This window comes from Flavobacterium limicola, from assembly GCF_003634755.1.
GTDB classification, from domain to species: Bacteria; Bacteroidota; Bacteroidia; order Flavobacteriales; family Flavobacteriaceae; genus Flavobacterium; species Flavobacterium limicola.
In genome coordinates, this window is sequence record NZ_RBXA01000001.1 from 1050793 (window position 1) to 1077703 (window position 26911).

25 protein-coding genes and 1 tRNA gene are annotated in these 26911 nt (G+C 33.7%); 22 read left to right on the forward strand and 4 right to left on the reverse strand.

Annotated elements, in window-relative coordinates; genetic code table 11:
* The first annotated feature begins 147 nt into the window (after nucleotides 1–147).
* From BC952_RS04680 to dnaG, 4 genes are all read left to right on the forward strand, one after another.
* A complete protein-coding gene (locus BC952_RS04680; protein ID WP_121364450.1) occupies nucleotides 148–708 on the forward strand; it encodes an RNA polymerase sigma factor in 561 nt (186 codons plus the stop codon).
* Entirely contained in the window at nucleotides 695–1414 is a 720-nt protein-coding gene (locus BC952_RS04685) for a hypothetical protein (RefSeq protein WP_121364451.1), read from the forward strand. Before BC952_RS04680 ends, BC952_RS04685 begins: the two co-directional genes overlap by 14 nt.
* 32 nt (nucleotides 1415–1446) lie before the next feature.
* Entirely contained in the window at nucleotides 1447–2487 is a 1041-nt protein-coding gene (locus BC952_RS04690; RefSeq protein ID WP_121364452.1) for a hypothetical protein, read from the forward strand.
* 113 nt (nucleotides 2488–2600) lie between these two features.
* Nucleotides 2601–4574: a DNA primase gene (gene dnaG, locus BC952_RS04695; protein WP_121364453.1), complete on the forward strand. Its 1974-nt coding sequence runs from the start codon at nucleotides 2601–2603 to the stop codon at nucleotides 4572–4574.
* Here dnaG and BC952_RS04700 read toward each other — a convergent pair.
* Complete coding sequence (locus BC952_RS04700; RefSeq protein ID WP_121364454.1) at nucleotides 4571–5200, reverse strand: response regulator transcription factor; 630 nt, start codon at nucleotides 5198–5200, stop codon at nucleotides 4571–4573. The genes dnaG and BC952_RS04700 overlap by 4 nt on opposite strands.
* Nucleotides 5201–5295: 95 nt before the next feature.
* The gene (gene nadE, locus BC952_RS04705) at nucleotides 5296–6096 is read right to left on the reverse strand and encodes an NAD(+) synthase (RefSeq protein ID WP_121364455.1); all 801 of its coding nucleotides are present in this window, start codon (nucleotides 6094–6096) and stop codon (nucleotides 5296–5298) included.
* Between the two features lie 99 nt (nucleotides 6097–6195).
* Between nadE and gldB the strand changes: the two genes are divergently transcribed.
* Both gldB and gldC read left to right on the forward strand, forming a co-directional pair.
* Nucleotides 6196–7152, forward strand: a complete 957-nt coding sequence (gldB, locus tag BC952_RS04710; protein WP_121364456.1) for a gliding motility lipoprotein GldB — start codon at nucleotides 6196–6198, stop codon at nucleotides 7150–7152.
* Nucleotides 7152–7487: a gliding motility protein GldC gene (gene gldC / locus BC952_RS04715; protein WP_091165314.1), complete on the forward strand. Its 336-nt coding sequence runs from the start codon at nucleotides 7152–7154 to the stop codon at nucleotides 7485–7487. Before gldB ends, gldC begins: the two co-directional genes overlap by 1 nt.
* A 75-nt stretch (nucleotides 7488–7562) precedes the next feature.
* Here gldC and yihA read toward each other — a convergent pair whose 3' ends face one another.
* Both yihA and BC952_RS04725 read right to left on the reverse strand, forming a co-directional pair.
* The gene (gene yihA, locus BC952_RS04720; RefSeq protein ID WP_121364457.1) at nucleotides 7563–8183 is read right to left on the reverse strand and encodes a ribosome biogenesis GTP-binding protein YihA/YsxC; all 621 of its coding nucleotides are present in this window, start codon (nucleotides 8181–8183) and stop codon (nucleotides 7563–7565) included.
* Nucleotides 8184–8219: 36 nt separating this feature from the next.
* Entirely contained in the window at nucleotides 8220–8984 is a 765-nt protein-coding gene (locus BC952_RS04725; protein ID WP_121364458.1) for an alpha/beta fold hydrolase, read from the reverse strand.
* Between the two features lie 378 nt (nucleotides 8985–9362).
* Between BC952_RS04725 and mraZ the strand changes: the two genes are divergently transcribed.
* The 16 genes from mraZ to BC952_RS04805 all read left to right on the forward strand — a co-directional run bounded on the left by mraZ (nucleotide 9363) and on the right by BC952_RS04805 (nucleotide 26892).
* Entirely contained in the window at nucleotides 9363–9836 is a 474-nt protein-coding gene (gene mraZ, locus BC952_RS04730) for a division/cell wall cluster transcriptional repressor MraZ (RefSeq protein WP_091165302.1), read from the forward strand.
* Nucleotides 9811–10725 carry a 16S rRNA (cytosine(1402)-N(4))-methyltransferase RsmH gene (rsmH, locus tag BC952_RS04735; RefSeq protein WP_208639970.1) on the forward strand — a complete coding sequence of 305 codons (915 nt, stop codon included), beginning with the start codon at nucleotides 9811–9813 and terminating at the stop codon, nucleotides 10723–10725. The genes mraZ and rsmH overlap by 26 nt, the downstream gene beginning before the upstream one ends.
* 37 nt (nucleotides 10726–10762) lie before the next feature.
* Nucleotides 10763–11110, forward strand: a complete 348-nt coding sequence (locus BC952_RS04740; protein ID WP_121364459.1) for an FtsL-like putative cell division protein — start codon at nucleotides 10763–10765, stop codon at nucleotides 11108–11110.
* Nucleotides 11101–13104 (forward strand): penicillin-binding protein, encoded by a 2004-nt coding sequence (locus BC952_RS04745; protein ID WP_121364460.1) that lies wholly within the window; start codon nucleotides 11101–11103, stop codon nucleotides 13102–13104. The genes BC952_RS04740 and BC952_RS04745 overlap by 10 nt, the downstream gene beginning before the upstream one ends.
* Nucleotides 13101–14564, forward strand: coding sequence for a UDP-N-acetylmuramoyl-L-alanyl-D-glutamate--2,6-diaminopimelate ligase (locus BC952_RS04750; RefSeq protein WP_121364461.1), 1464 nt, complete (start codon nucleotides 13101–13103; stop codon nucleotides 14562–14564). Before BC952_RS04745 ends, BC952_RS04750 begins: the two co-directional genes overlap by 4 nt.
* A 6-nt stretch (nucleotides 14565–14570) precedes the next feature.
* Nucleotides 14571–15800: a phospho-N-acetylmuramoyl-pentapeptide-transferase gene (mraY, locus tag BC952_RS04755; protein WP_121364462.1), complete on the forward strand. Its 1230-nt coding sequence runs from the start codon at nucleotides 14571–14573 to the stop codon at nucleotides 15798–15800.
* 1 nt (nucleotide 15801) lies between these two features.
* The gene (gene murD / locus BC952_RS04760; RefSeq protein ID WP_121364463.1) at nucleotides 15802–17133 is read left to right on the forward strand and encodes a UDP-N-acetylmuramoyl-L-alanine--D-glutamate ligase; all 1332 of its coding nucleotides are present in this window, start codon (nucleotides 15802–15804) and stop codon (nucleotides 17131–17133) included.
* Between the two features lie 62 nt (nucleotides 17134–17195).
* Complete coding sequence (locus BC952_RS04765) at nucleotides 17196–18482, forward strand: FtsW/RodA/SpoVE family cell cycle protein (RefSeq protein ID WP_121364464.1); 1287 nt, start codon at nucleotides 17196–17198, stop codon at nucleotides 18480–18482.
* A gap of 50 nt (nucleotides 18483–18532) precedes the next feature.
* On the forward strand, nucleotides 18533–19624 hold the full coding sequence (gene murG, locus BC952_RS04770) for an undecaprenyldiphospho-muramoylpentapeptide beta-N-acetylglucosaminyltransferase (RefSeq protein WP_121364465.1): 1092 nt from the start codon (nucleotides 18533–18535) through the stop codon (nucleotides 19622–19624).
* Nucleotides 19621–20970, forward strand: a complete 1350-nt coding sequence (murC, locus tag BC952_RS04775; RefSeq protein ID WP_121364466.1) for a UDP-N-acetylmuramate--L-alanine ligase — start codon at nucleotides 19621–19623, stop codon at nucleotides 20968–20970. The genes murG and murC overlap by 4 nt, the downstream gene beginning before the upstream one ends.
* Nucleotides 20957–21679 carry a cell division protein FtsQ/DivIB gene (locus tag BC952_RS04780; RefSeq protein ID WP_121364467.1) on the forward strand — a complete coding sequence of 241 codons (723 nt, stop codon included), beginning with the start codon at nucleotides 20957–20959 and terminating at the stop codon, nucleotides 21677–21679. Before murC ends, BC952_RS04780 begins: the two co-directional genes overlap by 14 nt.
* A 6-nt stretch (nucleotides 21680–21685) precedes the next feature.
* Nucleotides 21686–23068 carry a cell division protein FtsA gene (gene ftsA, locus BC952_RS04785; protein ID WP_121364468.1) on the forward strand — a complete coding sequence of 461 codons (1383 nt, stop codon included), beginning with the start codon at nucleotides 21686–21688 and terminating at the stop codon, nucleotides 23066–23068.
* A gap of 47 nt (nucleotides 23069–23115) precedes the next feature.
* Nucleotides 23116–25056: a cell division protein FtsZ gene (gene ftsZ / locus BC952_RS04790; protein ID WP_121364469.1), complete on the forward strand. Its 1941-nt coding sequence runs from the start codon at nucleotides 23116–23118 to the stop codon at nucleotides 25054–25056.
* Between the two features lie 361 nt (nucleotides 25057–25417).
* The gene (locus BC952_RS04795; RefSeq protein WP_121364470.1) at nucleotides 25418–25867 is read left to right on the forward strand and encodes a GatB/YqeY domain-containing protein; all 450 of its coding nucleotides are present in this window, start codon (nucleotides 25418–25420) and stop codon (nucleotides 25865–25867) included.
* 66 nt (nucleotides 25868–25933) lie between these two features.
* Nucleotides 25934–26007, forward strand: a tRNA-Arg gene (locus BC952_RS04800).
* A gap of 84 nt (nucleotides 26008–26091) precedes the next feature.
* The gene (locus BC952_RS04805) at nucleotides 26092–26892 is read left to right on the forward strand and encodes a zinc-dependent peptidase (RefSeq protein WP_121364471.1); all 801 of its coding nucleotides are present in this window, start codon (nucleotides 26092–26094) and stop codon (nucleotides 26890–26892) included.
* The last annotated feature ends 19 nt before the right edge of the window (nucleotides 26893–26911 follow it).

A 26911-nucleotide genomic window follows, 5' to 3' on the forward strand; every position in this document is an offset into this window, starting at 1 on the left:
TTTTTTCAAATAATTTTCTCTCGTTACCTATTGAATTTATTGACTTTTTTTGATTTTAAATTTATAAAATCAAAAATTTTGCTATTTAAGATGCAACCTTTTTGCATTGTCAATCGTCTATATTTATAGAAACACTTTATAAAGATTTTGAAAGTAATCAACTTACATCAGGAGGAAAATGAATTAATCCAGTTAGCTGTCGAAAACAATCGGCAGGCACAACAGCAGATTTACACCAAGTTTTCTCCAAAAATGTTAAGCGTTTGCCGCCAATACATAAAAGATATCCATCAGGCCGAAGACGTTATGATTACTGCTTTTATGAAAGTGTTTATCAATCTGAAGAATTTTCAGCACAAAGGAAGTTTCGAAGGTTGGATTAGAAGAATCATGATCAATGAATGTATTTCTTTTATCCGAGTTGAAAAAAAGCTAAAATATAGTGAAGATGAAACCTATTTTGAAGAAAGTTTTAACAACATCGAAAGCCAATTTTCAATAGACGATATTCAATTTTTGATTGATAGTTTGCCGGATGGGTATAAAATGGTTTTCAATTTATATGCTATCGAAGGATTCAAACATCACGAAATTGCAGGTATGTTAGGGATTAAGGAAGGAACATCAAAATCGCAATTGTCACATGCCAGGAAAATGTTGCAAGGGCAGATTAATACGTTAAAAAATTACGAGTATGGAACCGAATAAATTAGAAACGGAGTTCAAAGAGCAGTTGAATTCTAGGGAGATCAAACCATCACAAATGGCTTGGAGTAAACTGGATGCGATGCTTACGGCGGCTGACCCGAGCAATAGCGAACAGGCGAAGCAAAAACCAAAAACAAAGTTTCCTTGGTTGTTTATGGCGGCAAGTTTTGTTGGATTTCTATTGGTAGGAACAGTTTATTTTGGTCAAAAACGAAATACAATTGAAAACCAGGAAAATGAAATTGTTATTCAGAATTCTATTGCTCCAAAAACTACTGTTGTTCCAGAGAATACTATAAAACTAATGGAGGAGGATGAGAAAGGCTTGGTCGCTAATGTTGTTTCAAAATCAACTTCGAGAACTAATAAAACTTCAATTTTAAAAGAAAAATTAATAATCGTTAAGAATAATTCAAATCAAAATCAAGTAACAGAAGTTTCGATCAATAATCAAAAAACAGAACAAAAATTAATCAAATCACAAATTAGCGATGTTACAGTTGACGAACTGTTAGCAGTTGCAGGAAATCCTTCGAAAAAAGAAAATCAATTGAATCCAAAATCTGTTGTGTATGTTAATGCAAGTAATTTACTCTCGCAGGTTGATGGAGAATTAGAGCTTTCCTTTCGAGAAAAAGTAATCAATAAAGTAAACAAGAATTACCAAACCGTAAAAGTTGCGTTGACCAATCGTAACTTAGAATAAAAATCATCAATCACCTTTAAAATCAAATCACCATGAGAAATTTTACCATTTACTTAGTAGTACTGTTATGTTTTTTTGCAAGTAAAATGCTTGGGCAGCAAACATTTGAAAAACGAGCAAAAACCATTGCTTCAAAAATTGAAACCATTACAAAAGAAGAAAAAGCTGCGTTGAAAATAGAAGTCGACGCGGTTAATAATCAATTAATCAACGGTACGATTACAAGAGAAGAAGCGGAGAGTAAAAAGAAATTATTGGCCGAAGCCAGAGCAATCAATATCGAATCAAAGGTGGCTGTGGAACAAGAGGCATTGAATGACTTGGTTCAGGAAAAAGTAGATGGAAAAATTAAAGAACATGATTCTATTCGAACCTATAGTTTTTCCTTCCATAGAAAGAACCATAAGCATGATCTTAAAGATACAATTCAGGGAGAAAGGAGAACAACGTCACAATTTGTTTTTGCGGCCGGGTTGAATAATTTAGCCACGGATAATAAGCTGGAAGATTCTGATTATAGATTTTTAGGTTCTCATTTTTATGAATTAGGCGTTTCTTATAACAGCAGAATTGCAAAAAATAACAATTTGCTTCATGCTAAATACGGCTTGTCCGTAATGTACAATAATCTTCGTCCGACTGATAATCGTAGTTTTGTAATCAATGGTAATCAAACTAATCTGGCTGTTAATCTTATTGATATCAGTGATTCTCGTTTCAGAAATGTATATTTAGTGGCGCCAGTTCATTTAGAGTTTGATTTTTCGGGTAAAAAAATGAAAGAGGATAAACCATTTTTCAGAACGCATGAAAGTGTTCGTTTTGGAATAGGTGGTTATGCAGGAATCAATTTGAAATCAAAGCAAATTATCAAATACGATGACAATGATTTAAAAGTTACTGAAAGAACCAAAGGGGATTTTAATGCCAGTAACTTTATCTATGGTTTGAGTTCTTATATTGGATATAAATCCACTAGTTTGTACTTGAAATACGACTTGAATCCTTTGTTTAAAGACAATGTAGTGAAACAAAACAATGTTTCTTTAGGGCTTCGTTTTGATTTCAATTAAAAATTGTTTGAGTTAGTTTTTAAGAACCCTTTCAGAGTTTCAAACCCTGAAAGGGTTTATATATTCAAAAACTTTGTAACTTTGACCCTTTATAACTTTGACCCCAAATAAAATTGATTTCAAAAGCCACTATTGATACTGTTTTCGAAACTGCCCGAGTAGAGGAGGTTATCGGTGATTTTGTAAACTTGAAACGTGCAGGAAGTAATTTCAAAGGGCTAAGTCCATTTTCTGAAGAACGTTCTCCATCGTTCATGGTTTCTCCTGCTAAAGGAATTTGGAAAGATTTTAGTTCTGGTAAAGGAGGGAATTCTGTAGCTTTCTTAATGGAACATGAAAAATTTACGTATCCGGAAGCCATTCGCTATTTAGCCAAAAAATACAATATTGAAATTGAGGAAACGGAACAATCAGATGAAGAGAAAGCCAATACAGATGTTCGGGAAAGTATGTATTTGGTTTCGGAATTTGCAAAAATCTATTTCCATGATACACTTTTAAACGCTGAAGAAGGCAAAGCTATTGGCTATTCTTATTTTAAAGAACGTGGTTTTACCAATGAAACCATAAAGAAATTTAGTTTAGGATATTCACCGGAAGCTTGGGATGCTTTTACCAAAGAAGCATTAGGCAAAGGATATAAATTAGAATTTTTGGAAAGTACAGGGCTCACAATTCCGCGTGATGACAGACCTTTTGACAGGTTCAAAGGACGTGTGATGTTTCCTATACAAAGTATGTCAGGAAGAGTGCTGGGTTTTGGAGGAAGGATTCTTACCAATGATAAAAAAGCGGCAAAATACCTGAATTCACCCGAGAGTGATATTTACCACAAAAGTAAAGTATTGTATGGTATTTTTCAAGCCAAACAATCCATTGCTAAGTTGAATAATTGTTATTTAGTCGAAGGATATACGGATGTAATTCAGTTCAATCAATCTGGAATTGAAAATGTTGTTGCTTCCTCAGGAACAGCTCTGACACCAGACCAAATCCGATTAATCAATAGACTAACAAAGAATATAACGGTACTTTTTGACGGAGATGCGGCCGGTTTACGGGCATCAGTTCGAGGAATAGATTTGATTCTTGAAGAAGGAATGAATGTGAAAGTATGTACATTTCCTGACGGAGAAGACCCGGATAGTTTTGCCAAGAAAACATCCTATGAAGATTTAGTTTTATACCTGGAAAATAATGCTAAAGATTTCATTCAGTTCAAAGCCTCGCTTTTGATGAATGAAGCCAAAAACGATCCGATAAAAAAAGCGGATTTGATTCGGGATATGGTAGTCAGCATTTCGAAAATTCCAGATAGAATTCAGCGAGAAATTTATATTCAGGAATGTTCCCGAATTATGGATATTTCGGAGCAAGTTTTGCAAAGTACTTTGGCGCAATTAGTTCAAAAAGATGTTGCTGAAGTTGGAAAAAAACAAAAACAGGAACAACAAGCTTTTGAAGTTGTAAAAAATGAAAATCCAATTGATGCAGAAAAAGTAGATATTTTATATCGTCTGGAAAGAAAAATCATTGAGATTCTTTTGCTGTATGGAAACAAAGATGAAGAGTTTGAAGATACCTTTTTGAGAACAAATGAAGAAGGAAAAATAGAAACTATAACTGAAAAGAAGGAATATAAAGTATATCAACGAATCTATCTCAGTTTACAAGAGGATGAGGTAGAATTGGCAAATCCATTGTTTAGAGATATATTCAATGACTTGATTAACTATTATCATCACAACGAAAGTTTTAGTTTAGAGCAGTATTTAATGCGCTTACAGGTTGATTTTGCACAAGAAGTGACTGATATTTTGATGGAGGATGAACGTGTGGTGTTGCACGATTGGGTAGGACAGAATATTTTTCCGAAATCAAAAAATGATACAATAGGACAAGATGTTTCGGAGACTATTTTGACTTTGCGTTGGTATTTGGTGGGCAAAATCATCGAAGAATTAAAAAGCTCTCTATCATCTGAAGCTGATTCAGATAATACAGAGCCTTTGTCTATGGTTATGGATTATAATGTATTAATCCATTCTTTTTCAAAAAAATTAGGGAGAGTTATGTCGCGGTATTAAACGATCTCTAAAGTTTTTGCTTTGTTTACTAAATCTACTAAATTAGTAACATTCAGTTTTGTTAGCAATCGTAATTTGTACGTACTAATAGTTTTTTCATTAAGTTTCAGGATATCAGCAATTTCGTGATTCTTTTTTCCATCACTTAAATAGCGTAAAACTTCAACTTCTCGATTGGAAAGTTTGCGGTATAAACGTTCGCTTTTGCTTTGTTTAGCAATTAAAGCTAAGTTTTTCTTCACGGTCTCATTCATGATTATTTTTCCTTGGTGGACTTTAATAATCGATTGACCTAAAGTTTCTAATTTCTCTGACTTATGCACATAGCCAAAAACTCCGGCTTTTATGGCATTTGGCGCATAAATTTGTTCAGAAAGACCACTGAAGATAATAATTTTAGTTTTTGGGAAATTTTTCAAGAGTGCTTTGACCTCAAAAATACTGGAAAGACCTTCCAGTTCCAAGTCTAATATTAATACATCAATTTCTTTTGTTTGAAGGATATCCCGTACCATCAAAAAATTACCAACATTGGCAACTATTGATATCTCTGCATTATCTTTAAAGTAAGATTTTACTCCAAAATGCACAACAGGATAATTATCGGCTATACATACTTTAATCATGATTTTAAATTTTTAGAATTATTTGTTATTTGGAATTGTAAAATTAATAAATAAATTCTGTAATTAATTGTAAATCAATATAAAATGTGATTTCTTTATTCTTTTGGGATAAAACAAACAGGAATTGCAATCATTTTATGCTGATTAATAGTATTTAACCGCTTATAAATATCAAAAACAACTTTTTCTCTTCCTGAGAAATCATTTCCGGATTTCCCCGCTTCATTTTCTAACATAGCCCACTCTAGTTCATCATAACTAGCTCCTAACTGATCCTCATCAGTTCTGTCATCACCAAATAAGCCATCTGTCGGTGATGCCTTCAATATGGACTCCGGTATTTTTAAATAACTACCTAAGAGATATACTTCGGATTTCATTAAATCAGCAATCGGACTCAAATCGACTCCGCCGTCACCATATTTAGTATAAAAACCTACCCCAAAATCTTCTACTTTATTGCCAGTTCCCGCAACTAAAAGACTGTGTAAGCCTGCGAAGTAATATAAAGTAGTCATTCTTAACCTAGCTCGAGTATTAGCCAGTGATAAATTTAGTTTATAAGTGTCTGAATCATCGGGTACTGCTTTTTTAAAAGTTTCAAAAACGGAGGTTAAATCAGCTTCGATACTGGTTACGTTTGGAAATCTGTTTTTTAATTGCTCAATATGTTCGCGTCCACGAGTTACGTGACTTTGCGCTTGATGGATGGGCATTTCAACGCATAAAACTTTTAATCCTGTTTGGGCGCATAGTGTTGAGGTAACTGCAGAATCGATTCCGCCAGAAATCCCAATAACAAATCCATTTACTTTTGCATTTTCGGCATACGTCTTCAACCAATTCACAATATGCGCATTTACTTTTTCAACCTGGATTGTTCTTTTTTTAATCATAATAGTTTACGTTTTAAAAAGCAGGAATGTATATTTGCAAAATCAATTATTGTACATTCGTTTCCTTTAATTCTTTGGAAACAAATTTAATTAATAAATATGAAAATATATCCATTTCTTGTAGTCTTTTGTCTCTTTTTTTTATCGTGCGATAAGAAAAATAAAACAAAAAATGCTGTCACGGCAATTCCTCTAGAGTTGAAGGTTGAACGTTTTGATAAAATATTTTTTGAAACTCCCCCAAAGGATTTAGAAAAAGTAAAAGCAGCTTTTCCGTTTTTTTTTCCTGCGGGAAATGATAATAGTATTTGGTTGAATAAAATGCAAGATCCAATCTGGAGGGAAGTTTATACAGAGGTCCAAAAAAAATATGCTGATTTTGAGCCTGTTAAATCGGAATTGGAATTGCTTTTTAAACATATAAAATATTATTTTCCTAAAACAAAAACGCCAAAAGTGATAACCATAATCTCTGAAATGGATTATACTAACAAGGCTATTTATGCGGATAGTCTGGTTATTATTTCGCTTGAATTGTATTTAGGAAAAAACCATAAATTTTATCAGTTTCCCAATTACATAAAACAGAATTTTGAGCAAAAACAGATTATGCCGGATATAGTTTCAAGTTTTTCATCACGGAAAATACCACCAGTTACTGACAAAGATTTTTTAAGTCAAATGATTTATCAGGGAAAACAATTGTATTTAAAAGATTTATTTTTGCCAAATTACAGTGATGCAGAAAAAATGGGGTATACTCCTGAGCAAATTACATGGTGTCAAGAAAATGAAAGTTACATGTGGCGTTACTTTATTGAAAAAGAGATGTTGTATAGTGATGATCAAAAACTAATAACACGATTTATAAATCCAGCTCCATTTTCTAAATTTTATTTAGAAATTGACAATGAATCTCCAGGACAAGTTGGTGCTTGGATTGGTTGGCAGATGGTGCGTTCTTACATGGAAAACAATGAGGTGCCTGTTCCTAATTTATTAAAAACAGATACAAAAGAAATATTTTTGAAATCAAAATACAAACCTAAAAAGTAATGTCAAATAAAAATACATCAGAAATTAAGTTTTTAATCGAATTAGATGAAAACCGTGTTCCAGAAAAATTAATGTGGTCTGCTAAAGACGGCGGAGTAGAGCAGGAGGAGGCAAAGGCTATCATGTTGTCTATTTGGGATAGCAAAGCAAAAGAAAGTATGCGAATTGATTTATGGACAAAAGATATGCCCGTTGATGAAATGAAAATTTTCTTTCACCAGACTTTGGTAGCTATGTCTGAAACCTTCAAGCGTGCTACAGATGATGAAAAAATGGCGGATACTATGAAAGATTTCTGTGATTATTTTGCAGAAAAACTAGAATTGACCAAATAGAGCAGGTTTTATTTTAAAAGCAAAATCCCAAAACTAGTTCAAGTTTTGGGATTTTTTATCTGGTAGATGTAGTTTTTAAAACTGATTGTTATTCTTGAAAACTTCTTGGTTCACTTCATCAATATAGCTTAGTAATTCTTCTTTTCCGGTAGATTCTGTTGCTGAGGTAACAAAATAGTGCGGCATTTCGGCCCAGTTATTAGCAAACATTTTCTTTTTGTATGCTGCAATATGAGAGTCAATTTTCACTTTACTGATTTTATCCGCTTTTGTGAAAACAATACAAAAAGGAATCTCGCTTTCGCCCATGTAGGACATGAATTCGATATCTATGGTTTGTGCCTCATGACGAATGTCAATCAAAACAAATGCACAAACTAATTGTTCTCTGGTTTCAAAATAATCAGTAATGAATTCTTGAAAAATAGATTTTGTTTTCTTAGATACTTTGGCATAACCATAACCGGGTAAATCTACAAGAAACCAATTATTATTAATCAAGAAATGATTAATTAACTGTGTTTTTCCAGGTCTTCCGGATGTTTTAGCTAACTTTTTATGATTCGTTAGCATGTTGATCAAAGAAGATTTCCCAACATTTGAGCGACCAATAAAAGCATATTCCGGCAAAAAATCTTTCGGACATTTGGTTACATCTGAGTTACTAATTATGAACTCGGCAGTATTTATTTTCATATTCTTACTATGTGAAAAAACCTTTTTTTAAAGGGTTTATAAATTAGTTTTTATCAACCATTCTTCTAGTAAACGATTAAATTCTTCAGGATGTTCCATCATGGCGGCATGACCACATTTGTCAATCCAATACAAGGTAGAATTAGGTAATAATTTATTAAACTCTTCCGCAACATCCGGCGGAGTAACTTTGTCATTTTTCCCCCAAATGATACAGGTTTGAACATGCATTTTTGGTAAGTCTTTTGCCATATTATGACGAATAGCACTTTTTGCAATCGTCAATGTTTTTATCAATTTGATTCTGTCATTTACAGATTCGTATACTTCGTCAATTAGTTCTTTGGTGGCTATCTTTGGATCATAAAAAACATCTTCAGCTTTTTTCTTGATGTATTCATAATCGCCTCTTTTGGGATAACTGTCGCCCATTGCACTTTCATAAAGTCCAGAACTGCCTGTTATTACTAGTCCAGCCACTTTTTCTGGGTACATTTTAGTATGGTATAAGGCAATATGGCCTCCCAATGAATTTCCTAAGAGTATAACCCTGTCTAATCCTTTGAAAGTGATGAAGTCTTTAACGTATTTTGCAAAACTTTTTACATTTGTTTTTAAAATGTTTTGAGTGTAAATAGGTAAATCTGGAATAATTATTTTATATCCTTTTGCAGAAAAGTAATTTGCAACCGCGTCAAAGTTGCTAAGTCCTCCCATAAGTCCATGTAAAATGACAATCGGAGTTCCCTCACCAGCTTCATAATAGCTGTATCTACCTTCTTTTTTATAGTGTTTTTCCATTTTTTTTGAATCCGGATTTCAATTTCGACAAATATAGGATTTAATAAATAAAAATGAATTTTTACAACAATTTTTAATTGTAAAATATACTGATTATTGTAAAAAATGAAATGGCTTTATTTTCATATTTGAGTTCTTATTTTGGATTTTCCCACTTTTATTCATAGCATTTTTAATCTATAATTCGTTATGTTTTCGTGTCTTTTTTTTATATAATTATCTTTCTTACAAAGAAATAAAAGAGAGCTAATGTTCTGATTGTCCAAAAATTAAGGGTTTTTGCTCAAAAGTGGTTAAACTTATTAACAAAGTGGTATATAGTGGTAAATAGTGGTAATATTTTTTATATTTTTGCTCTACACCATTTAATACTTTTTCTTGGATACAATTGTCGGAACATATGAATGTAAAGTCGATGCTAAAGGGAGGCTGCTTATGCCAGCGCCTTTAAAAAAGCAGTTGGCCACTTCTCTTCAAAACGGTTTTGTTTTGAAGCGTTCCGTTTTTCAGCCATGTTTGGAGTTGTATCCTATGCAGGAGTGGGATTTGATGATGCAAAAAATCAATAAATTAAATCGATTTGTTAAAAAAAACAATGACTTTATACGCAGATTTACCGCTGGGGTAAAAGTGGTCGAGATTGATGCATTAGGACGGTTATTAGTGCCTAAAGATTTAGTGGTTTTTGCAAGCATTGCTAAGGAAGTGGTATTCTCTTCAGCTGTTAATATTGTTGAGATTTGGGATAAAGATTTATACGAAAAATCAATAAGTGGTGAAGATATGGATTTTGCGGATTTAGCGGAAGAAGTTATGGGGAATTTAAATGACGACAACAATGGAATATCATAATCCGGTTTTGCTTCAGGCATCAGTAGATGGTTTAAATATTAAGCCTGACGGCATTTATGTAGATGTAACTTTCGGTGGAGGAGGTCATTCGAAAGAAATTTTAAAACGACTTGGGCCGAACGGAAAGTTGTTTGCTTTTGATCAGGATGAAGATGCTTTGGCGAATGCTTTGCCCGATGAAAGATTTGTTCTTATCAATGAAAACTTTAGGCATATAAAACGTTTTTTGCGTTTTTATGGAGTGAAAAGTGTTGATGGAATTTTAGCTGATTTAGGAGTTTCTTCTCATCAGTTTGATGTTGCCGAAAGAGGTTTTTCAACTCGTTTTGATGCTGGGTTGGATATGAGAATGAGTCAGAAAAATGATTTGAATGCCTACCGAGTTGTCAATGAATATGATGAAGCGAATTTAAGAAGAGTGTTCTTGGATTATGGTGAATTGAAAAATGCGCCTGCATTAGCAAGGACAATTATAGAGGCTAGAGAGGAGCAGTCAATCAAAACAACAGATGAATTGAAAGAAGTTTTGGCGCGATATTTACCTGAAAGAGTTCGAAATAAAATATTAGCTCAAATCTATCAGGCCATTCGAATTGAAGTGAATCAAGAAATGGATGTTTTGAAAGAATTTTTAGAACAGTCTTTAGAAATATTAAATCCAGGCGGAAGGTTAAGCGTGATATCGTACCATTCACTAGAAGATAGATTGGTAAAGAGATTTATGAAAAATGGAATGTTCGAAGGAGAACCTGAACGAGATTTTTTCGGAAATTTTTCAGTACCATTTAAAACAATTGGAAAATTAATTGTTCCAGATAAAGAAGAAATTAAACTAAACAATAGGGCACGAAGTGCAAAATTAAGAATTGCTGAAAAAATAGAATTGTAGAGTAATTTGTGTTTTTGATTTTTGTAAAGAGGAAAAAATGAAAAAGAGAGTATACAGTATATTAAAAGCGCGATTCCTTATTGACGATGATGCCATGAAGAATTGGCGTTTTATCGTTTTTGTTATTCTTTTGGCTATTGTTATGATTGCAAATACACAGCGTTTTGAGCAGAAGGTTTTTATGATCTCGGATTTAACGAATCAAGTAAAAGAATTGCGTTCAGAATTTGTAGACAGACGCTCTGAATTAATGAAGCTGAAAATGGAATCAACTGTTTCTCAGAAAATGGAAATAAAACAAATATTTCCGTCAACAGTTCCTCCAGCAAAAATAAAAGTATCAAAAGAAGAAGAAAAAAACTTTTTTAAAAAAATATGGCAGTAGAAGATAAATACATATCCTACAGAATTTATCTGGTCGCTTTTGCTATCTTTTTGATGGCAATCGCTATTGCTGTTAAGTTAACTAATCTTCAGTGGGTTGAAGGGGATTATTACAGAAAATTAGCTAAAGAAAGAACCGTTAGAAATTTTGTTATCCCTGCAAATAAAGGGAATATTTATTCCGCTGATGGAAGTCTTTTAGCTACATCAATTCCAAATTATGAAATTCGTTTTGATGCGGTTGCGCCTAAATCAGAAGCATTTGAAAAAAACATAAAAATATTGTCAGATTCATTGGCTCAACTTTTGGGAAAATCAACTAATTTTTTTGAAAATGAGTTAAGAAAAGCGAGAGCAAATAAGAATAGATATTATCTGGTAGCGCGAGACTTGAGTTATACAGAATATGTAAAAATTAAAGGCTTTCCTTTATTTAATCTTGGAGCTTACAAGGGAGGAATTATTGTTGAGCAAGAGACTATAAGGGAACATCCTATTGGTAAAATTGCTGAGCGAACTGTAGGTTATGAAAGGACTTCTAATGGTGAATCACTCGATGGAAAAGGAATCGAATGGGCTTTTAGAAAATATCTGAATGGAAAAGATGGTAAGATTTTAAAGCAAAAAATAGCAAAAGGACAGTGGAAGCCTATCCGTGATATTAATGAAGTAGATCCTCAAGACGGGTATGATGTCATATCTACAATTGACGTTTATATTCAGGATATTGCGCATCACGCTTTACTTAAACAATTAGAATTATATGAAGCAGATCATGGTTGTGTTGTTGTTATGGAAACAAAAACGGGGCATGTGAAAGCAATTTCTAATTTAGGAAGAGCTGGTGACGGAACCTATTATGAGACCACAAACTATGCCGTAGCGGAGTCGCATGAGCCAGGTTCTACCTATAAATTGGCGGATTTAATGGCACTCTTTGAAGATAAAAAAGCGGACACTAGTACTGTTTATGACAGTAAAGGTGGTGAAATAACTTATTTTGGAAAAAAAGTACGTGACTCTCATAAAGGTGGTTACGGAAAAATTTCTCTGGCGCGAGGCTTTGAACTTTCATCGAATACGGTTTTAGTTCAGGCAGTATATAATGCGTATAAAGATGAGCCTTCAAAATTTGTAAATCATCTCAATAATTTTGGATTGAATAAAACTTTAGGACTTTCCATCAAAGGGGAAGGAATACCTTATATTCCACAACCACGTGATAAAAACTGGTCCAATATTTCATTGCCTTGGATGGCTTTTGGATATGGAGTCCATATTACCCCATTGCAAACATTAGCTTTTTATAATGCAGTTGCTAATGATGGTGAAATGGTAAAGCCTCAATTTGTTTCTGAAATCAAAGAATGGAATAGAACCATTAAAAAATATGAGAAAGAAGTTTTGAATCCGATGATTTGTTCCCCACAAACTATTTCAAAAGTAAGAGCAGTTTTGGCAAATGTTGTAAAAAAAGGAACAGCTTCAAAATTATATTCTAAGGATTTTTCGATGGCAGGAAAAACAGGGACAGCTGCTGTGAATTACGGAAAGGCTGGAGGAGCTGGAAAATATTATGCTTCGTCTTTTGTTGGCTATTTCCCGGCAGACAAACCAATGTATTCTTGTATAGTTGTAGTGCATAAGCCAAGTACAGCACTGAATAATTATTATGGCGCTGATGTGGCAGGGCCAGTTTTCAAAAGGATTGCACAAAAGATTTTTACTGATGCTCCTTCAACAAATGAGATTAAAAATTTAAATAGAAAGATACCTAAACAAGAGAATAATTACGATTCATTCTATGTAAAATCTCAAAATAAACAAAAAACAATTCCAAATGTTAAAGGAATGTCAGGAATGGATGCGGTCGCATTATTGGGAAATTTAGGAATAAAAGTAAAAGCCGTGGGAGTAGGAAAAGTGAAAAAACAGTCCCTTCAGGCGGGTCAAAATATTCAGAAAAACACAACTATACTATTGGAATTATCATGAGTATACTAAAAGATATATTATATAAGGTAGCCATCGAAGCCGTAAAAGGTTCGACGGATATTACTGTTAATAAAATGGATTTCGATTCTAGAAAAATCGAGTCCAATGATGTTTTTATTGCTATTCGTGGTTCCATTTCGGATGGTCATGATTTTATTGAAAAAGCAATCCAGCAAGGGGCAGTTGCGATTATATGCGATACATTTCCAGAAATTATTGCCAATGGAATTACTTACGTTCAGGTAAAAGATACGAATTCAGCCCTAGCATTTATGGCTGCAAATTATTTTGGAAATCCATCTCAAAACTTGAAATTGGTTGGAATTACGGGAACTAATGGTAAAACGACCATTGCTTCTTTATTGTATCAATTATTTAAAAAAGCAGGTTTTAAAGTAGGATTGCTTTCGACAGTTAAAATATTGGTTGACGAAATAGAATACAAAGCGACACACACGACTCCAGATTCGATTACGATAAATCATTATTTGAATGAAATGGTTGAGAACGGGGTTGAATACTGTTTTATGGAGGTGAGTTCGCATGGAATTCATCAAAAAAGAACGGAAGCATTGCATTTTGTAGGTGGAATTTTTACCAATTTGTCTCACGACCATTTGGATTATCATCCAACTTTTGCAGAATACAGAGATGTAAAAAAATCATTTTTCGATAATTTGCCAAAAACGGCATTTGCATTATCCAATATTGATGATAAAAATGGGCAAGTGATGTTACAGAATACTGTGGCAAAAAAATTGACTTATGCCTTAAAATCGTATGCCGATTATAAAGCACAAATCCTGGAAAATCAATTGTCAGGTTTGTTGTTGAAAATAAACGGAAATGAAGTTTGGGTAAAACTAATCGGAACATTTAATGCTTATAATTTATTGGCAATATATGGAACTGCGATTGAACTTGGAATGGAAAGTTTGGAAGTACTTCGTTTACTGTCAGATTTAGAAAGTGTTTCTGGACGTTTCCAATTTATTGTTTCGGCCTCAAATATTACGGCAATTGTAGATTATGCGCATACACCGGACGCATTAGAAAATGTACTGAAAACTATTAATGATATTCGTACCAAAAACGAACAACTAATAACGGTCGTAGGTTGTGGTGGTAATAGAGATAAAACCAAGCGACCAATCATGGCTGGCATTGCGTCGGATTTGAGTGATAAAGCAATTTTTACTTCGGATAATCCAAGAAACGAAGATCCAGAAGTTATTATTGCTGAAATGGAACTAGGTGTTGCCCCTCAGAATTATAAAAAAATATTGACCATAACAGATAGAAAACAAGCTATAAAAACCGCATGTCAATTGGCTCAGCCGAATGATATTATTTTAATTGCTGGAAAAGGGCATGAAACATATCAGGAAATAAATGGCGTCCGTCATGATTTTGACGACATGAAAATAATTAAAGAAATATTAGATCAACTCCATAAATAGAAAAATATGCTGTATTATTTATTTGAATATTTAGACAAAATATTAGATGTTCCTGGAACAGGTGTTTTTCAGTACATCACTTTTAGATCGGCATTAGCATTGATGTTATCGTTGCTGTTGTCAACCATTTATGGGAAAAGAATTATCCGTTTTTTGCAAAGACAGCAAGTGGGAGAAACCGTTCGTGAACTTGGTTTAGCAGGTCAAAACGAAAAAGCAGGTACGCCAACAATGGGAGGCTTAATTATCATATTTGCCACTCTGGTTCCAGTTGTGCTTTTTGCAAAACTGCATAACATCTATATTGTTTTGTTGATTGTAACCACACTTTGGATGGGAACAATTGGTTTTATAGATGATTATATTAAAATTTTCAAGAAAGATAAAGAAGGTTTAAAAGGAATATTCAAAGTTGTAGGACAAGTAGGCTTGGGTTTAATTGTGGGTATAGTTCTTTATTTTCATGCAGGCGTGACGGTTCGTACGGATACCTCTACATCGGATGTTTTTAAAGTACCAACAGAAACAGTAATTATGCCTGCGCCAATGGAAGAAAAATCCACTGCGACTACAATCCCTTTCTTTAAAAATAATGAATTTGATTACGCTGAATTATTGGCATGGACAGGTGAAGGATATGAAAAATGGGCTTGGCTGATTTTTATTCCAGTGGTGATTTTTATCATTACAGCAGTTTCTAACGGCGCCAATTTAACCGATGGAATTGACGGCTTGGCAGCAGGAACTTCTGCTATTTCGGTCTTGGCTCTTGGGATTTTTACGTTTGTCTCAGGGAATATTATTTTTTCTAATTATCTGAATATAATGTACATCCCTAATTCTGGGGAAATGACAGTATTTATTGCCGCATTTGTGGGATCATTGATTGGATTTCTTTGGTATAACTCGTATCCGGCATCGGTATTTATGGGCGATACAGGAAGTTTGACTATTGGTGGAATCATTGCAGTTCTTGCAATTGCCGTTCGAAAAGAAATGCTGATTCCTTTATTATGCGGAATTTTTCTTGTCGAAAATTTATCTGTGGTTCTTCAAGTAAGTTATTTTAAATACACCAAGAAACGCTTTGGCGAAGGCCGAAGAATATTTCTAATGTCTCCTTTGCATCATCATTATCAGAAAAAAGGGTATCACGAAAGTAAAATTGTAACCCGTTTTTGGATTGTTGCCATCATGCTGGCCATATTGTCAATTGTTACTTTAAAATTGAGATAGTATGAGGCTAGTAATTTTAGGTGGAGGCGAAAGCGGTATTGGAACTGCTATTTTGGGTAAGAAAAAAGGATATGAAGTTTTTGTATCTGATTTTGGAAAGATAAAAGGCAATTACAAAGAAGTTCTTATCATTAATGGAATTGCTTGGGAAGAAGAGAGGCATACAGAAGATTTGATTTTTAATGCTGATGTAGTGATGAAAAGTCCGGGAATTCCAGATAAGTCTCCAATAGTTAAAAAACTTTTGGAAAAAGGAATTCCTGTAATTTCAGAAATCGAGTTTGCCGCACCTTTTACAGATGCAACCATAATAGGGATTACCGGTAGTAATGGAAAGACAACCACTACCATGCTCACACATCATTTGTTAAAATCAGCAGGGTTAAATGTAGGATTGGGTGGGAATATTGGAAAGAGTTTTGCGTGGCAAATTGCCGATAATAAATACGATTCTTATGTGCTGGAGTTGAGTAGTTTTCAACTGGACGGAATTATGAATTTCAAACCACATATTGCCATTATAACTAACATTAGTCCGGATCATTTAGATCGATACGATTACAAATATGAAAATTACATTGATGCAAAGTTTAGAATTACGATGAATCAAACGGAGGACGATTTCCTCATATACGATGCAGATGATGAAGCCATAAACGATTGGTTTAAAACGCACTCAACAAAAGCAAAATTAATTCCTTTTTCATTGATTAAAACTTTCAGCGAAGGGGCTTATATAAAAAACAATAAAATGGAAGTAAAGATCAATCAAGAAGAGTTTACAATGGACACAGAACACATTGCTTTAGAAGGAAAACATAATATGAAAAACGCAATGGCAGCAACCTCTGTGGCAAAATTAATGCAAATAAGAAAGGCTACAATTCGTGAGAGTCTTTCTAATTTTCAAGGAGTAGAACACCGTCTTGAGAAAGTTTTAAAAATCCACAACGTTCAATATATTAATGATTCAAAAGCAACGAATGTAAATGCTACTTTTTTTGCTTTAGATAGTATGAATACCCCTACAGTTTGGATTGTTGGGGGTGTTGATAAAGGAAATGATTACAATGAATTAATGTCATTAGTTCGTGAAAAAGTGAAAGCCATTATTTGCCTTGGTGTTGACAACAAAAAAATCATAGATGCTTTTGGAAATGTGGTCGATATGATGATTGAGGTTACGAATATGAATGATGCTGTAAAAATGGCTCAACGATTATCAGAAAAAGGAGATACGGTTTTATTGTCGCCAGCTTGTGCCAGTTTTGATTTGTTTGAAAACTATGAGGACAGAGGTATTCAATTTAAACAAGCGGTAAAGAGTCTATAAAAAGTTTTTTTTAGTTAAGTTGATTAACCTTTAACTAGTAAAATTTTAAACAAAAATGAAGAATGAAACAGTTAGTAAACAAATTAAAAGGGGATAGGGTAATATGGTCATTTGTGGCCTTATTAGCGTTGTTTTCGTTTATGCCTGTTTTTAGTGCTAGTAGTAATTTGGCTTATATTGGCCACGGAACTGGGAATACGTTGGGCTATTTGGTGAAACATTTGGCACATATTTGTATTGGTTTTGCAATAATATATTTTGTTCACAAAGTGCCTTATCATTATTTTAAAGCTATTTCAAAAGGAGCTTTATACGTTGTTTGGGTATTATTAGCATATACACTAATTAAAGGTACAGTAATTGCAGGTGCTAATGCCAGCAGATGGATTCAAGTACCGTTCATAGGAATCACATTTCAAACATCGACGCTAGCATCTATGGTTTTGTTTGTTTTCGTTGCGCGTTATTTGTCTAAAACAAGAGAAGTTCCTATTGATTTTAAGTCTTCGGTTTGGGAACTTTGGGTTCCGGTTTTCGTTACATTATTATTTATTTTACCAGCTAACTTTTCTACAACGGCATTGATTTTTTCGATGGTGTTGATGTTAGTTTTTATTGGTAAATATCCATTGCGTTACATTGGAATAGTTGTGGGTTCAGGAATAGTTTTTTTAGCTTTTTTCATTCTTATTGCTAAAGCATTTCCGGAAGCATTTCCTAACCGGGTTGATACTTGGATTAATCGTATTGATAATTTTACAAGTGATAAACCAGGCGAGGATGATTATCAAATAGAGAAAGCTAAAATTGCAATAGCTTCGGGTAAAATATATGGATTAGGTCCAGGCAAAAGTGTTCAAAAAAATTTTTTACCACAATCGTCCTCTGATTTTATTTTTGCTATAATTGTTGAGGAATATGGGCTTATAGGTGGTTTTGGCGTACTTACTTTATATCTGCTGTTGTTGTTTCGATTTGTTATTGCTTCGCACAAGGCTAATACGTTGTTTGGGAAATTAGTAGTCGTTGGTTTAGGTTTTCCAATGATTTTTCAAGCCATGATAAATATGGCAGTTGCAGTAGAGTTATTACCTGTCACGGGACAAACATTACCATTGATAAGTAGTGGAGGAAGTTCAATTTGGATGACCTGTTTTGCACTTGGAATTATTATTAGTGTCACTAAAAAAGACGAAGAAATTGCTCAAGAATTGATGAATACTGCTAAAAGAGAAGAAGCACTTCAAAAATTAATTGACCGGGAATTAGAGGAGGAAGATGTAGTTGCAGAAAATTTTTCTATTGAGGATAAAGCTGCAAATCCTATGCATGCAGTTTTGAATAAATAATTCATTTTGAGGTTTTTTTAAAGAAATAGGAAATTAGTAATTTAAAATAAATGAGACAGTATAAATTCATATTGAGTGGTGGTGGAACGGGAGGGCATATCTATCCGGCAATTGCTATTGCAAATGAATTAAAATCGCGTTTTCCGGATGCAGAATTTCTTTTTGTAGGCGCCAAAGATAAAATGGAAATGCAAAAAGTTCCTCAGGCAGGTTACAAAATCATAGGGCTTTGGATTGCAGGATTGCAAAGAAGACTGACATTTGATAATACACTTTTTCCAATCAAATTGATTAGCAGTTTGCTGAAATCAAGAACGATAATTAGTCAATTCAAACCGGATGTTGTGATTGGTACTGGAGGTTTTGCAAGTGGTCCATTGTTGCAAATAGCTGCTATTGCGGGTGTTCCAACAGTTATTCAAGAACAGAATTCCTATCCGGGTATTACAAATAAATTGCTGAGTAAAAATGTAGATAAAATTTGCGTAGCATACGAAAACTTGGAACGTTTTTTTCCAAAGAATAAAATGATTCTGACGGGAAATCCAGTACGACAGGATTTAATTGATATTGATAGTAAAAGAGACGAGGCGATTCGCCATTTTAATTTGGATTCTGAAAAAAAAACAGTATTAGTTCTTGGAGGAAGCCTTGGCGCAAGAAGAGTAAATCAGTTGATAGCTAAAGAGATTTTAGCTTTTTCCGCACAGAATATTCAAGTGATTTGGCAATGTGGAAAATTATATTTTGAGGATTATAAACGTTATGGTGATAACGAAAATATCCAAGTTTTTTCATTTATTGACAGGATGGATTTGGTATATGCGGCAGCAGACATTGTGATTTCACGAGCAGGTGCATCTTCGGTTTCCGAGTTGTGTATAGTGGGAAAACCAGTGATTTTTATTCCATCTCCAAACGTTGCGGAAGATCATCAGACTAAAAATGCTCAAGCTGTTGTTGATAAAAAGGGAGCGATTTTAATCAAAGAAAATGAATTGGATACAAAATTTAATACGGTATTTAATGATTTAGTATTAAATGAAATAGTGCAAAAAGAATTATCTGAAAACATAAAAAAATTAGCTAAAGTAAACGCTACAAAAGAGATTGTTGACGAAATCATAAAATTAATAAAATGAACCTAAACCAAATACATAATGTATATTTCATAGGCATCGGAGGTATTGGAATGAGCGCTTTAGCTCGTTATTTCAAGACCATTGGAAAGCAGGTTTCAGGTTATGATAAAATGCCTTCAGCCCTTACCAATGAATTAATAGAAAGCGGAATCTCAATTCATTTTGAAGACAATATTGATTTGATTCCAAAAGATTTTTTTATAGAAAACACTTTGGTGATAATCACTCCCGCAGTTCCTATGGTACATTCGGAGTGGAATTATTTCTTAGAAAGAGGGTACGTAATTAAAAAAAGAGCAGAAGTTTTAGGGATAATCACTAAAGATACGTTCAGTTTTGCTGTTGCAGGAACCCACGGAAAAACAACAACGTCAAGTATACTTGGACATATTTTATACGAAAGTGGTGTTGACGTTACTGCCTTTATTGGAGGAATTGTAGAGAATTATAATTCGAATTTAATAGGAAGCGGAAAAACAGTTACAGTTGTAGAAGCAGATGAGTTCGATCGTTCTTTCTTGCATTTATCTCCTAATATTGCTTGTATTACTTCTATGGATGCAGATCATTTGGATATTTACGGGACTAGTGAAGCAATTGAAGAATCTTTTGTTGAATTTGCCTCTAAAATAGAAGATAAAAGCAAACTCTTTATTACCAAAGAATTACCACTCGAAGGCGTTATATGTGCAGTAAACGATGAGGCTGCATTCAAAGCTTTGAATATTAGAATAGACAAAGGCAGTTATATTTTTGATGTGCAAACGCCTACTGAAATAATAAAGGATTTGCATTTTGGATTACCAGGAAAACATAATTTGATGAATGCTTTAATGGCTATAGCAATGTCAAAAACCTATGGTATAGAAAATAGCGATATTGCAAATGCTTTAGCTAGTTTCAAAGGAATTAAAAGAAGGTTTTCTTATCAGATTAAAACGGATGATTTAGTTTATATAGACGATTATGCACATCATCCAACAGAAATAAACGCAGTACATCAGGCAGTTCGGGAGTTATATCCAAACCAAAAAATTTTGGCTGTTTTTCAACCGCATTTGTTTAGCAGAACCAGAGATTTTGCAGATGATTTCGCCAAAAGTCTGTCGGCTTTTGATCAGATTATCTTATTAGATATTTATCCTGCGAGAGAGTTGCCAATGGAAGGTGTAACTACAAAATGGCTGATGGATAAAATGACAAATAAAAATTGTGTGTTAGTTTCTAAAAATGAATTGATTACTTCAATTTTAGGTAATGATGCCACAGTTATTGTTACTATCGGAGCTGGAGATATAGGAGAATTAGTACCGTCAATTAAAAAAGCAATAAATGAGACTCTTTAATTGGACAAATATTCGATTACTACTGATGTTTGTTTTAGTGATTTTTCTGTTTTCGTTCACATCAAACCGAAACGAAAACAGAAAATTGACTAAATCTAAGGTCATTTTTGTCGACGATAACGCCCCTTTTGTTAAACAAGAAATGGTTAATAAATTGTTGATAGAAAATAAAAGAGATGCATCAAGCATTCAAAAAGTTGATTTAGATTTGAATAAGCTGGAAAAAAGCATTAATTCACAAGAAATGATTGACAAATCAGATGTATTTGTGACCATTGATGGTGTTCTAAAAGCAGTAGTGAAACAAAAAACTCCTATAGCCAGATTTTTTAATGAGCAAGGTTCTTTTTATGTTGATTACAAAGGAAATAGAATGCCGTTGTCAGCAAATTTTACCGCAAGAGTTCCGCTAGTTTCAGGGGAGATGAGTATAAAAAATAGCGAAGATTTGGCTAGTTTATTTCGTGTAATTTATGATGATCCCTTTTTGAAAAAAAACATAATTGGAATTCAGATTATGCCTAATGGGAGCTTAAAAATGTTCAATAGAAATTTTGATTATCAAATAGATTTTGGTAGAATCATAAATGTAGAGCGTAAATTTAAAAATTATAAAGCTTTTTTTCAAAAAGCAGTTTTAGACAGTTCGTTGTATAAATATAGAAAAATTGATCTCCGATTTACGGAACAAGTAGTTTGCACTAAATAATAGATAATGGAAAAAGAGAATATTGCAGTAGGTCTAGATATTGGGACAACTAAAATAGTTGCCATGATAGGCAAGAAAAATGAATATGGTAAACTAGAAATTTTAGGTGTAGGAAAATCTAAAAGTTTGGGTGTGGCAAGAGGCGTTGTAAATAACATCACTCAAACCATACAATCAATACAGCAAGCAATACATGAAGCTGAAAATAATTCAGGTTATAAAATAAAAGATGTAGTAGTAGGAATTGCGGGTCAACACATCCGCAGTATTCAACATACAGATTATATCAGCAGACATAATCCCGAAGAAGTAATTGGTGGGGATGACATTCAGCTTTTGATTGATCAAGTGAATAAATTAGCAATGTTACCGGGTGAAGAAATTATACACGTTTTGCCACAGGAATTCAAAATTGACGGACAATCTGAAATTAAAGAGCCTATAGGAATGTATGGCGGACGATTAGAATCTAGTTTTCATGTTGTAGTCGGACAGGCTTCATCGATTCGTAATGTAGGCAGATGTATTCAAAGTTCCGGAATTGAATTATCTGGATTAACATTGGAACCATTGGCTTCGGCAGATGCCGTTTTGAGTCAGGAAGAAAAAGAAGCTGGTGTTGCATTGATTGATATCGGTGGTGGAACGACAGATTTAGCGATTTTCAAAGATGGTATTATTCGGCATACGGCGGTAATTCCTTTTGGAGGAAACGTTATTACGGATGATATTAAAGAAGGGTGTTCAATCATTGAAAAACAGGCAGAATTATTAAAGGTTAAATTTGGATCAGCTTGGCCAGGAGAAAATAAAGACAATGAAATTGTATCTATTCCAGGATTAAGAGGCAGAGAACCAAAGGAAATTTCTTTAAAAAATCTTTCTAAAATAATCCATGCTCGTGTTGTGGAGATTGTAGATCAGGTTTTTACGGAAGTAAAAGCGTATGGTCACGAAGATCCTCGTAAAAAATTAATTGCAGGAATAGTACTTACTGGAGGTGGTGCACAATTAAAACACATCAAGCAGTTAGTAGAATATATTACAGGAATGGATACTAGAATTGGATATCCTAATGAGCATTTGGCTGGAAATTCAGATGAAGAGATTTCAAGTCCCTTGTACGCTACGGCAGTAGGATTAGTAATGAAGAGCATTGAGAATAATTCACAAAGTGCAATACGACTCGATGCTGTTGTGGAACCAAAAGTGGTCGCTTATAGAGCGCCGGTTATTCAGAGTCCAGTGTATGAGATTCCGGAGAAAGTAGAAGAGGAAGAAGAACAAAATTCGAATGAAAAGCACAATTCTACTGTAAACAGAATTCAAAGAAATTTCTTTGACCGTTATGTTGATAAGATCAAAGATTTTTTAGATAACGCAGAATAAGACAAACACTCACAAGAATTAATAATAAATATCAAAAACCAAATAAAATGATGAGCAACTCAGAATTTGGAAGTATTTCATTTGATTTACCAAAAAACCAATCAAATGTAATCAAAGTTATTGGTGTAGGTGGAGGCGGAAGTAACGCTATAAATCACATGTTTAAACAAGGGATTAAAGGCGTAGATTTTATCGTATGTAATACGGATTCTCAAGCTTTACAGAGCAGTTCTGTACCTAATAAAATTCAGTTAGGAGTACATTTGACTGAAGGACTTGGTGCCGGAGCTAACCCCGATGTAGGACAGCAATCCGCTATTGAAAGTATTTCCGAAATTGAAAAAATGTTGGATCGAAATACTAAAATGGTATTCATCACTGCCGGTATGGGCGGAGGAACAGGAACTGGAGCTGCACCAGTAATTGCGCAATTAGCTAAAGAAAGAGATATTCTTACGGTTGGTATTGTGACATTGCCTTTCTTATTTGAAGGAAAAGTGCGTCAGGAGCAAGCGTTAATTGGTATTGAAAAATTGCGTAAACAAGTCGATTCTTTAATTGTTATCAACAATAATAAATTAAGAGAAGTGTATGGGAATCTTGGTTTCAAAGCTGGGTTTTCAAAAGCAGATGAAGTTTTGGCAACAGCCTCAAGAGGAATAGCCGAAGTGATTACGCATCACTATACTCAAAATATCGATTTAAGAGATGCCAAAACAGTATTGTATAATAGCGGAACGGCTATTATGGGATCTTCTGTTTCTTCAGGCGAAAATAGAGCTAAGGAAGCTATTATTGCTGCTTTAGATTCTCCGTTGTTAAATGATAATAAAATTACTGGTGCCAAAAACGTATTGTTGCTTATCGTTTCTGGAACTAATGAAATTACAATTGATGAAATTGGAGAAATCAATGATCATATTCAAGTTGAAGCAGGTCATAATGCAAATATTATCATGGGGGTTGGTGAAGACGAATCACTTGGAGATGCTATTGCAGTGACTATTATCGCTACCGGTTTTGATATTGAACAACAAAATGAAATCGTAAATACAGAACCAAAAAAAATTATACACACGCTAGAAGATGAGCAAAGAAGTGTTCATAATCTAACCAACAGAACTGTTGCTGCGTTTGATTTGAATACAGAATCGCCAGCTGATAATTCAAACGAAAGAATAGTTTTCGATTTGTTGGAAGATACGGTAGTTGCTCCAGAACCAGTAGTTACAGCACCTGCACCAACAATCAACAAGGAAGAATTGATGGTAATGTCTGAATTTATTAAAAATTTAGACGTGACTTTTGAAATTGTTTCTCCTATTACTGATATTGATTTTACCATTTCATCGCCAGTGGCAGAAGTAAAAGCAGTACAGCCTAAAGTTGTAGAGAGACAAGAACAAACTACTTTCTCTTTTGATTTGCCACTTTTCAAAGCTGAACCAGTAGCGCAAGTTGAAGAAAACAAAGTGATGTTTGAATTGACGAATGAAACTCGTGATATCAAAGTAAATGAAGCCGTTCAATTTGTTCCCGTAACAGAATTGACGGATAATGGAATCATCAAATATTCTCTAGAAGAATATATGGAAGAAGAGCCAGAATTTATGGCAAAGCCAGTTGCAAAAATGCCAGAAGTTGTTGTGCCGGCGGAATTGAACATCACCATGAAACAAGTGGAAACTTCGGTTAACACTACTGTAGATTTTGATGCAATATCTCCTATGGAAATGACTATCGAAGAATCATTGCGAATGAAAGCGGATGAAAGAAGAAAAAAATTAAAAGAATTCAATTATAAGTTTCATAACAATGTCTCTAAAATTGATGAGTATGAAAAAGAACCAGCTTACAAAAGATTAGGAATAGACATTTCAAATAGTCAGACGAATAATACAAATTCAAGAATTTCTGTAGGAACAGATAGTAATAATGATTTGCAGTTGCGTTCAAACAACTCCTATTTACACGATAACGTAGATTAACGAACGCAGACCAAAAGGAGTAGCCCGAAAATTATATTTAATTTTCGGGCTATTTTTTGCCATTGCAAGGAATTTCGGTAACTATCGACAAGACCAAGCAATCTGTTGTTGTAAATCCGAGTAAAATTCTTTAAATTTGTCGGGCCTTAATCCAGCTGTTGTTTCAAGCTTTTTCTCGAAAATGTGTTTTTTATAAGGCCTTAAAAGAGCTTCCTTTGGTCGCTTTTTAAGTCCAATAAAAAACACATTTTCTCCTAAAAAGGCTTTTTACTGCCATCTGGGGCAAAAAATCGTTTTCAAAAGTAGCATTTCAACAATCGATTAGTCAAATAATTGATTAACCAAATTAACAATAAAGAATATGAGTTTATCAGTACAAATCATGGACGAAATGAAAACCGCCATGAGAGCCAAAGATACCGTTGCATTAGAAGCTTTAAGAGCTATTAAATCTGAAATCCTATTAGCTCAGACAGCTACAGGTTCAAAAGAAGAAATAACAGAAGATGACGAGGTAAAATTGCTGCAAAGACTAGTAAAAACTCGTAAGGAAAGCGCTAGAATTTTTACGGAGCAAAACCGTTTGGATTTAGCTGAACCAGAATTGGCTCAAATAGCAGTAATTGAAAAATTCTTGCCGGTACAACTAAGCGAAGCAGAAGTAGAAGCAGTGATTGCAAAAATCATTGCAGAAACTGGAGCATCAGGAATTGCGTCAATGGGAAAAGTAATGGGATTAGCTGCTGCACAATTAGGCGGAACTGCCGAAGGAAAAACAATTTCTACAATAGTTAAAAAACTATTGACATAAATTAGATTTTAGATTATTTGATATTTGGACTCTTCCAACAATCTAAAAATCTAGTAATCTGAAATTGGCTGCGTAGTTCAACTGGATAGAATATCAGATTTCGACTCTGAGGGTTGCAGGTTCGAACCCTGTCGCGGCCACAAATACAAACAGAAATGCTTCAAAAAAATCAAGTTTCCTTGAAATTATTTTGAAGCATTTTTCATTTTAAAACGTTATAAAACATGTCTCTTCAACTTTTTATTTCGATACTTTTTGGGACATTATTTCTCCTGCTTTTAATTTTTAGAATAGTGGAGCCAGCTTATATTTTATTGTTTAATAAGCCGCTTTACATTCATTGGTATCCTTTTTCTAAGAAATTGAAACCCAGTCAACGTCAAATTTTAGTAAATGATTTTCCATTTTATAACAGGCTTTCTCCAAAAAGAAAAATGTATTTTGAACATCGGGTGAAGGAGTTTATTGCGAACTATCAGTTCGTAGGCAAGGATATTGTTATTACGGAACAAATGCAAATGCTTATTGCGGGAACCTATATAATGTTAACTTTCGGGATGCGTAATTATCTTGTCCGTTTGTTCAATAAAATAATAATTTATCCGTCTAGTTATTTTTCCACAGTGAATAAAGCGTATCACAAAGGAGAATTTAATCCTAAAATGAAAGCAATCGTTTTTTCATGGGAAGATTTTTTATTAGGACATGCGACTTCAAATGATAATGTTAATCTGGGTTTACATGAGTTTTCGCATGTGTTGCATTTCCATTGTTTAAAAAGTAATGATCCAAGCGCCATTGTATTTTTTGATGCGTTTAATGAAGTTATAAAATATTATAGCGATCCAGTTTTGAATAAGGAGTTAACTCGAACAGATTATTTTAGATTGTATGCGTATGAAAATCAATTCGAATTTTTATCGGTAATTCTGGAGCATTTCTTTGAGACGCCTCATGTTTTTAAAATTTTGCATCCTGAATTGTATGCCCACGTAGCGGCCATGATTAATTTCAAAGACGAATAATTGAATAAAAAATGACGCT

What these genes read in the sequence shown, in the direction of transcription:
- BC952_RS04685 (WP_121364451.1), top strand. Translation starts at nt 695, where the DNA reads ATGGAACCGAATAAATTAGAAACGGAGTTCAAAGAGCAGTTGAATTCT.
- BC952_RS04690 (WP_121364452.1), top strand. Translation starts at nt 1,447, where the DNA reads ATGAGAAATTTTACCATTTACTTAGTAGTACTGTTATGTTTTTTTGCA.
- BC952_RS04700 (WP_121364454.1), bottom strand. Translation starts at nt 5,200, where the DNA reads ATGATTAAAGTATGTATAGCCGATAATTATCCTGTTGTGCATTTTGGA.
- nadE (WP_121364455.1), bottom strand. Translation starts at nt 6,096, where the DNA reads ATGATTAAAAAAAGAACAATCCAGGTTGAAAAAGTAAATGCGCATATT.
- gldB (WP_121364456.1), top strand. Translation starts at nt 6,196, where the DNA reads ATGAAAATATATCCATTTCTTGTAGTCTTTTGTCTCTTTTTTTTATCG.
- gldC (WP_091165314.1), top strand. Translation starts at nt 7,152, where the DNA reads ATGTCAAATAAAAATACATCAGAAATTAAGTTTTTAATCGAATTAGAT.
- yihA (WP_121364457.1), bottom strand. Translation starts at nt 8,183, where the DNA reads ATGAAAATAAATACTGCCGAGTTCATAATTAGTAACTCAGATGTAACC.
- BC952_RS04725 (WP_121364458.1), bottom strand. Translation starts at nt 8,984, where the DNA reads ATGGAAAAACACTATAAAAAAGAAGGTAGATACAGCTATTATGAAGCT.
- rsmH (WP_208639970.1), top strand. Translation starts at nt 9,811, where the DNA reads ATGACGACAACAATGGAATATCATAATCCGGTTTTGCTTCAGGCATCA.
- BC952_RS04740 (WP_121364459.1), top strand. Translation starts at nt 10,763, where the DNA reads ATGAAAAAGAGAGTATACAGTATATTAAAAGCGCGATTCCTTATTGAC.
- BC952_RS04745 (WP_121364460.1), top strand. Translation starts at nt 11,101, where the DNA reads ATGGCAGTAGAAGATAAATACATATCCTACAGAATTTATCTGGTCGCT.
- BC952_RS04750 (WP_121364461.1), top strand. Translation starts at nt 13,101, where the DNA reads ATGAGTATACTAAAAGATATATTATATAAGGTAGCCATCGAAGCCGTA.
- mraY (WP_121364462.1), top strand. Translation starts at nt 14,571, where the DNA reads ATGCTGTATTATTTATTTGAATATTTAGACAAAATATTAGATGTTCCT.
- murD (WP_121364463.1), top strand. Translation starts at nt 15,802, where the DNA reads ATGAGGCTAGTAATTTTAGGTGGAGGCGAAAGCGGTATTGGAACTGCT.
- BC952_RS04765 (WP_121364464.1), top strand. Translation starts at nt 17,196, where the DNA reads ATGAAACAGTTAGTAAACAAATTAAAAGGGGATAGGGTAATATGGTCA.
- murG (WP_121364465.1), top strand. Translation starts at nt 18,533, where the DNA reads ATGAGACAGTATAAATTCATATTGAGTGGTGGTGGAACGGGAGGGCAT.
- murC (WP_121364466.1), top strand. Translation starts at nt 19,621, where the DNA reads ATGAACCTAAACCAAATACATAATGTATATTTCATAGGCATCGGAGGT.
- BC952_RS04780 (WP_121364467.1), top strand. Translation starts at nt 20,957, where the DNA reads ATGAGACTCTTTAATTGGACAAATATTCGATTACTACTGATGTTTGTT.
- ftsA (WP_121364468.1), top strand. Translation starts at nt 21,686, where the DNA reads ATGGAAAAAGAGAATATTGCAGTAGGTCTAGATATTGGGACAACTAAA.
- ftsZ (WP_121364469.1), top strand. Translation starts at nt 23,116, where the DNA reads ATGATGAGCAACTCAGAATTTGGAAGTATTTCATTTGATTTACCAAAA.
- BC952_RS04795 (WP_121364470.1), top strand. Translation starts at nt 25,418, where the DNA reads ATGAGTTTATCAGTACAAATCATGGACGAAATGAAAACCGCCATGAGA.
- BC952_RS04805 (WP_121364471.1), top strand. Translation starts at nt 26,092, where the DNA reads ATGTCTCTTCAACTTTTTATTTCGATACTTTTTGGGACATTATTTCTC.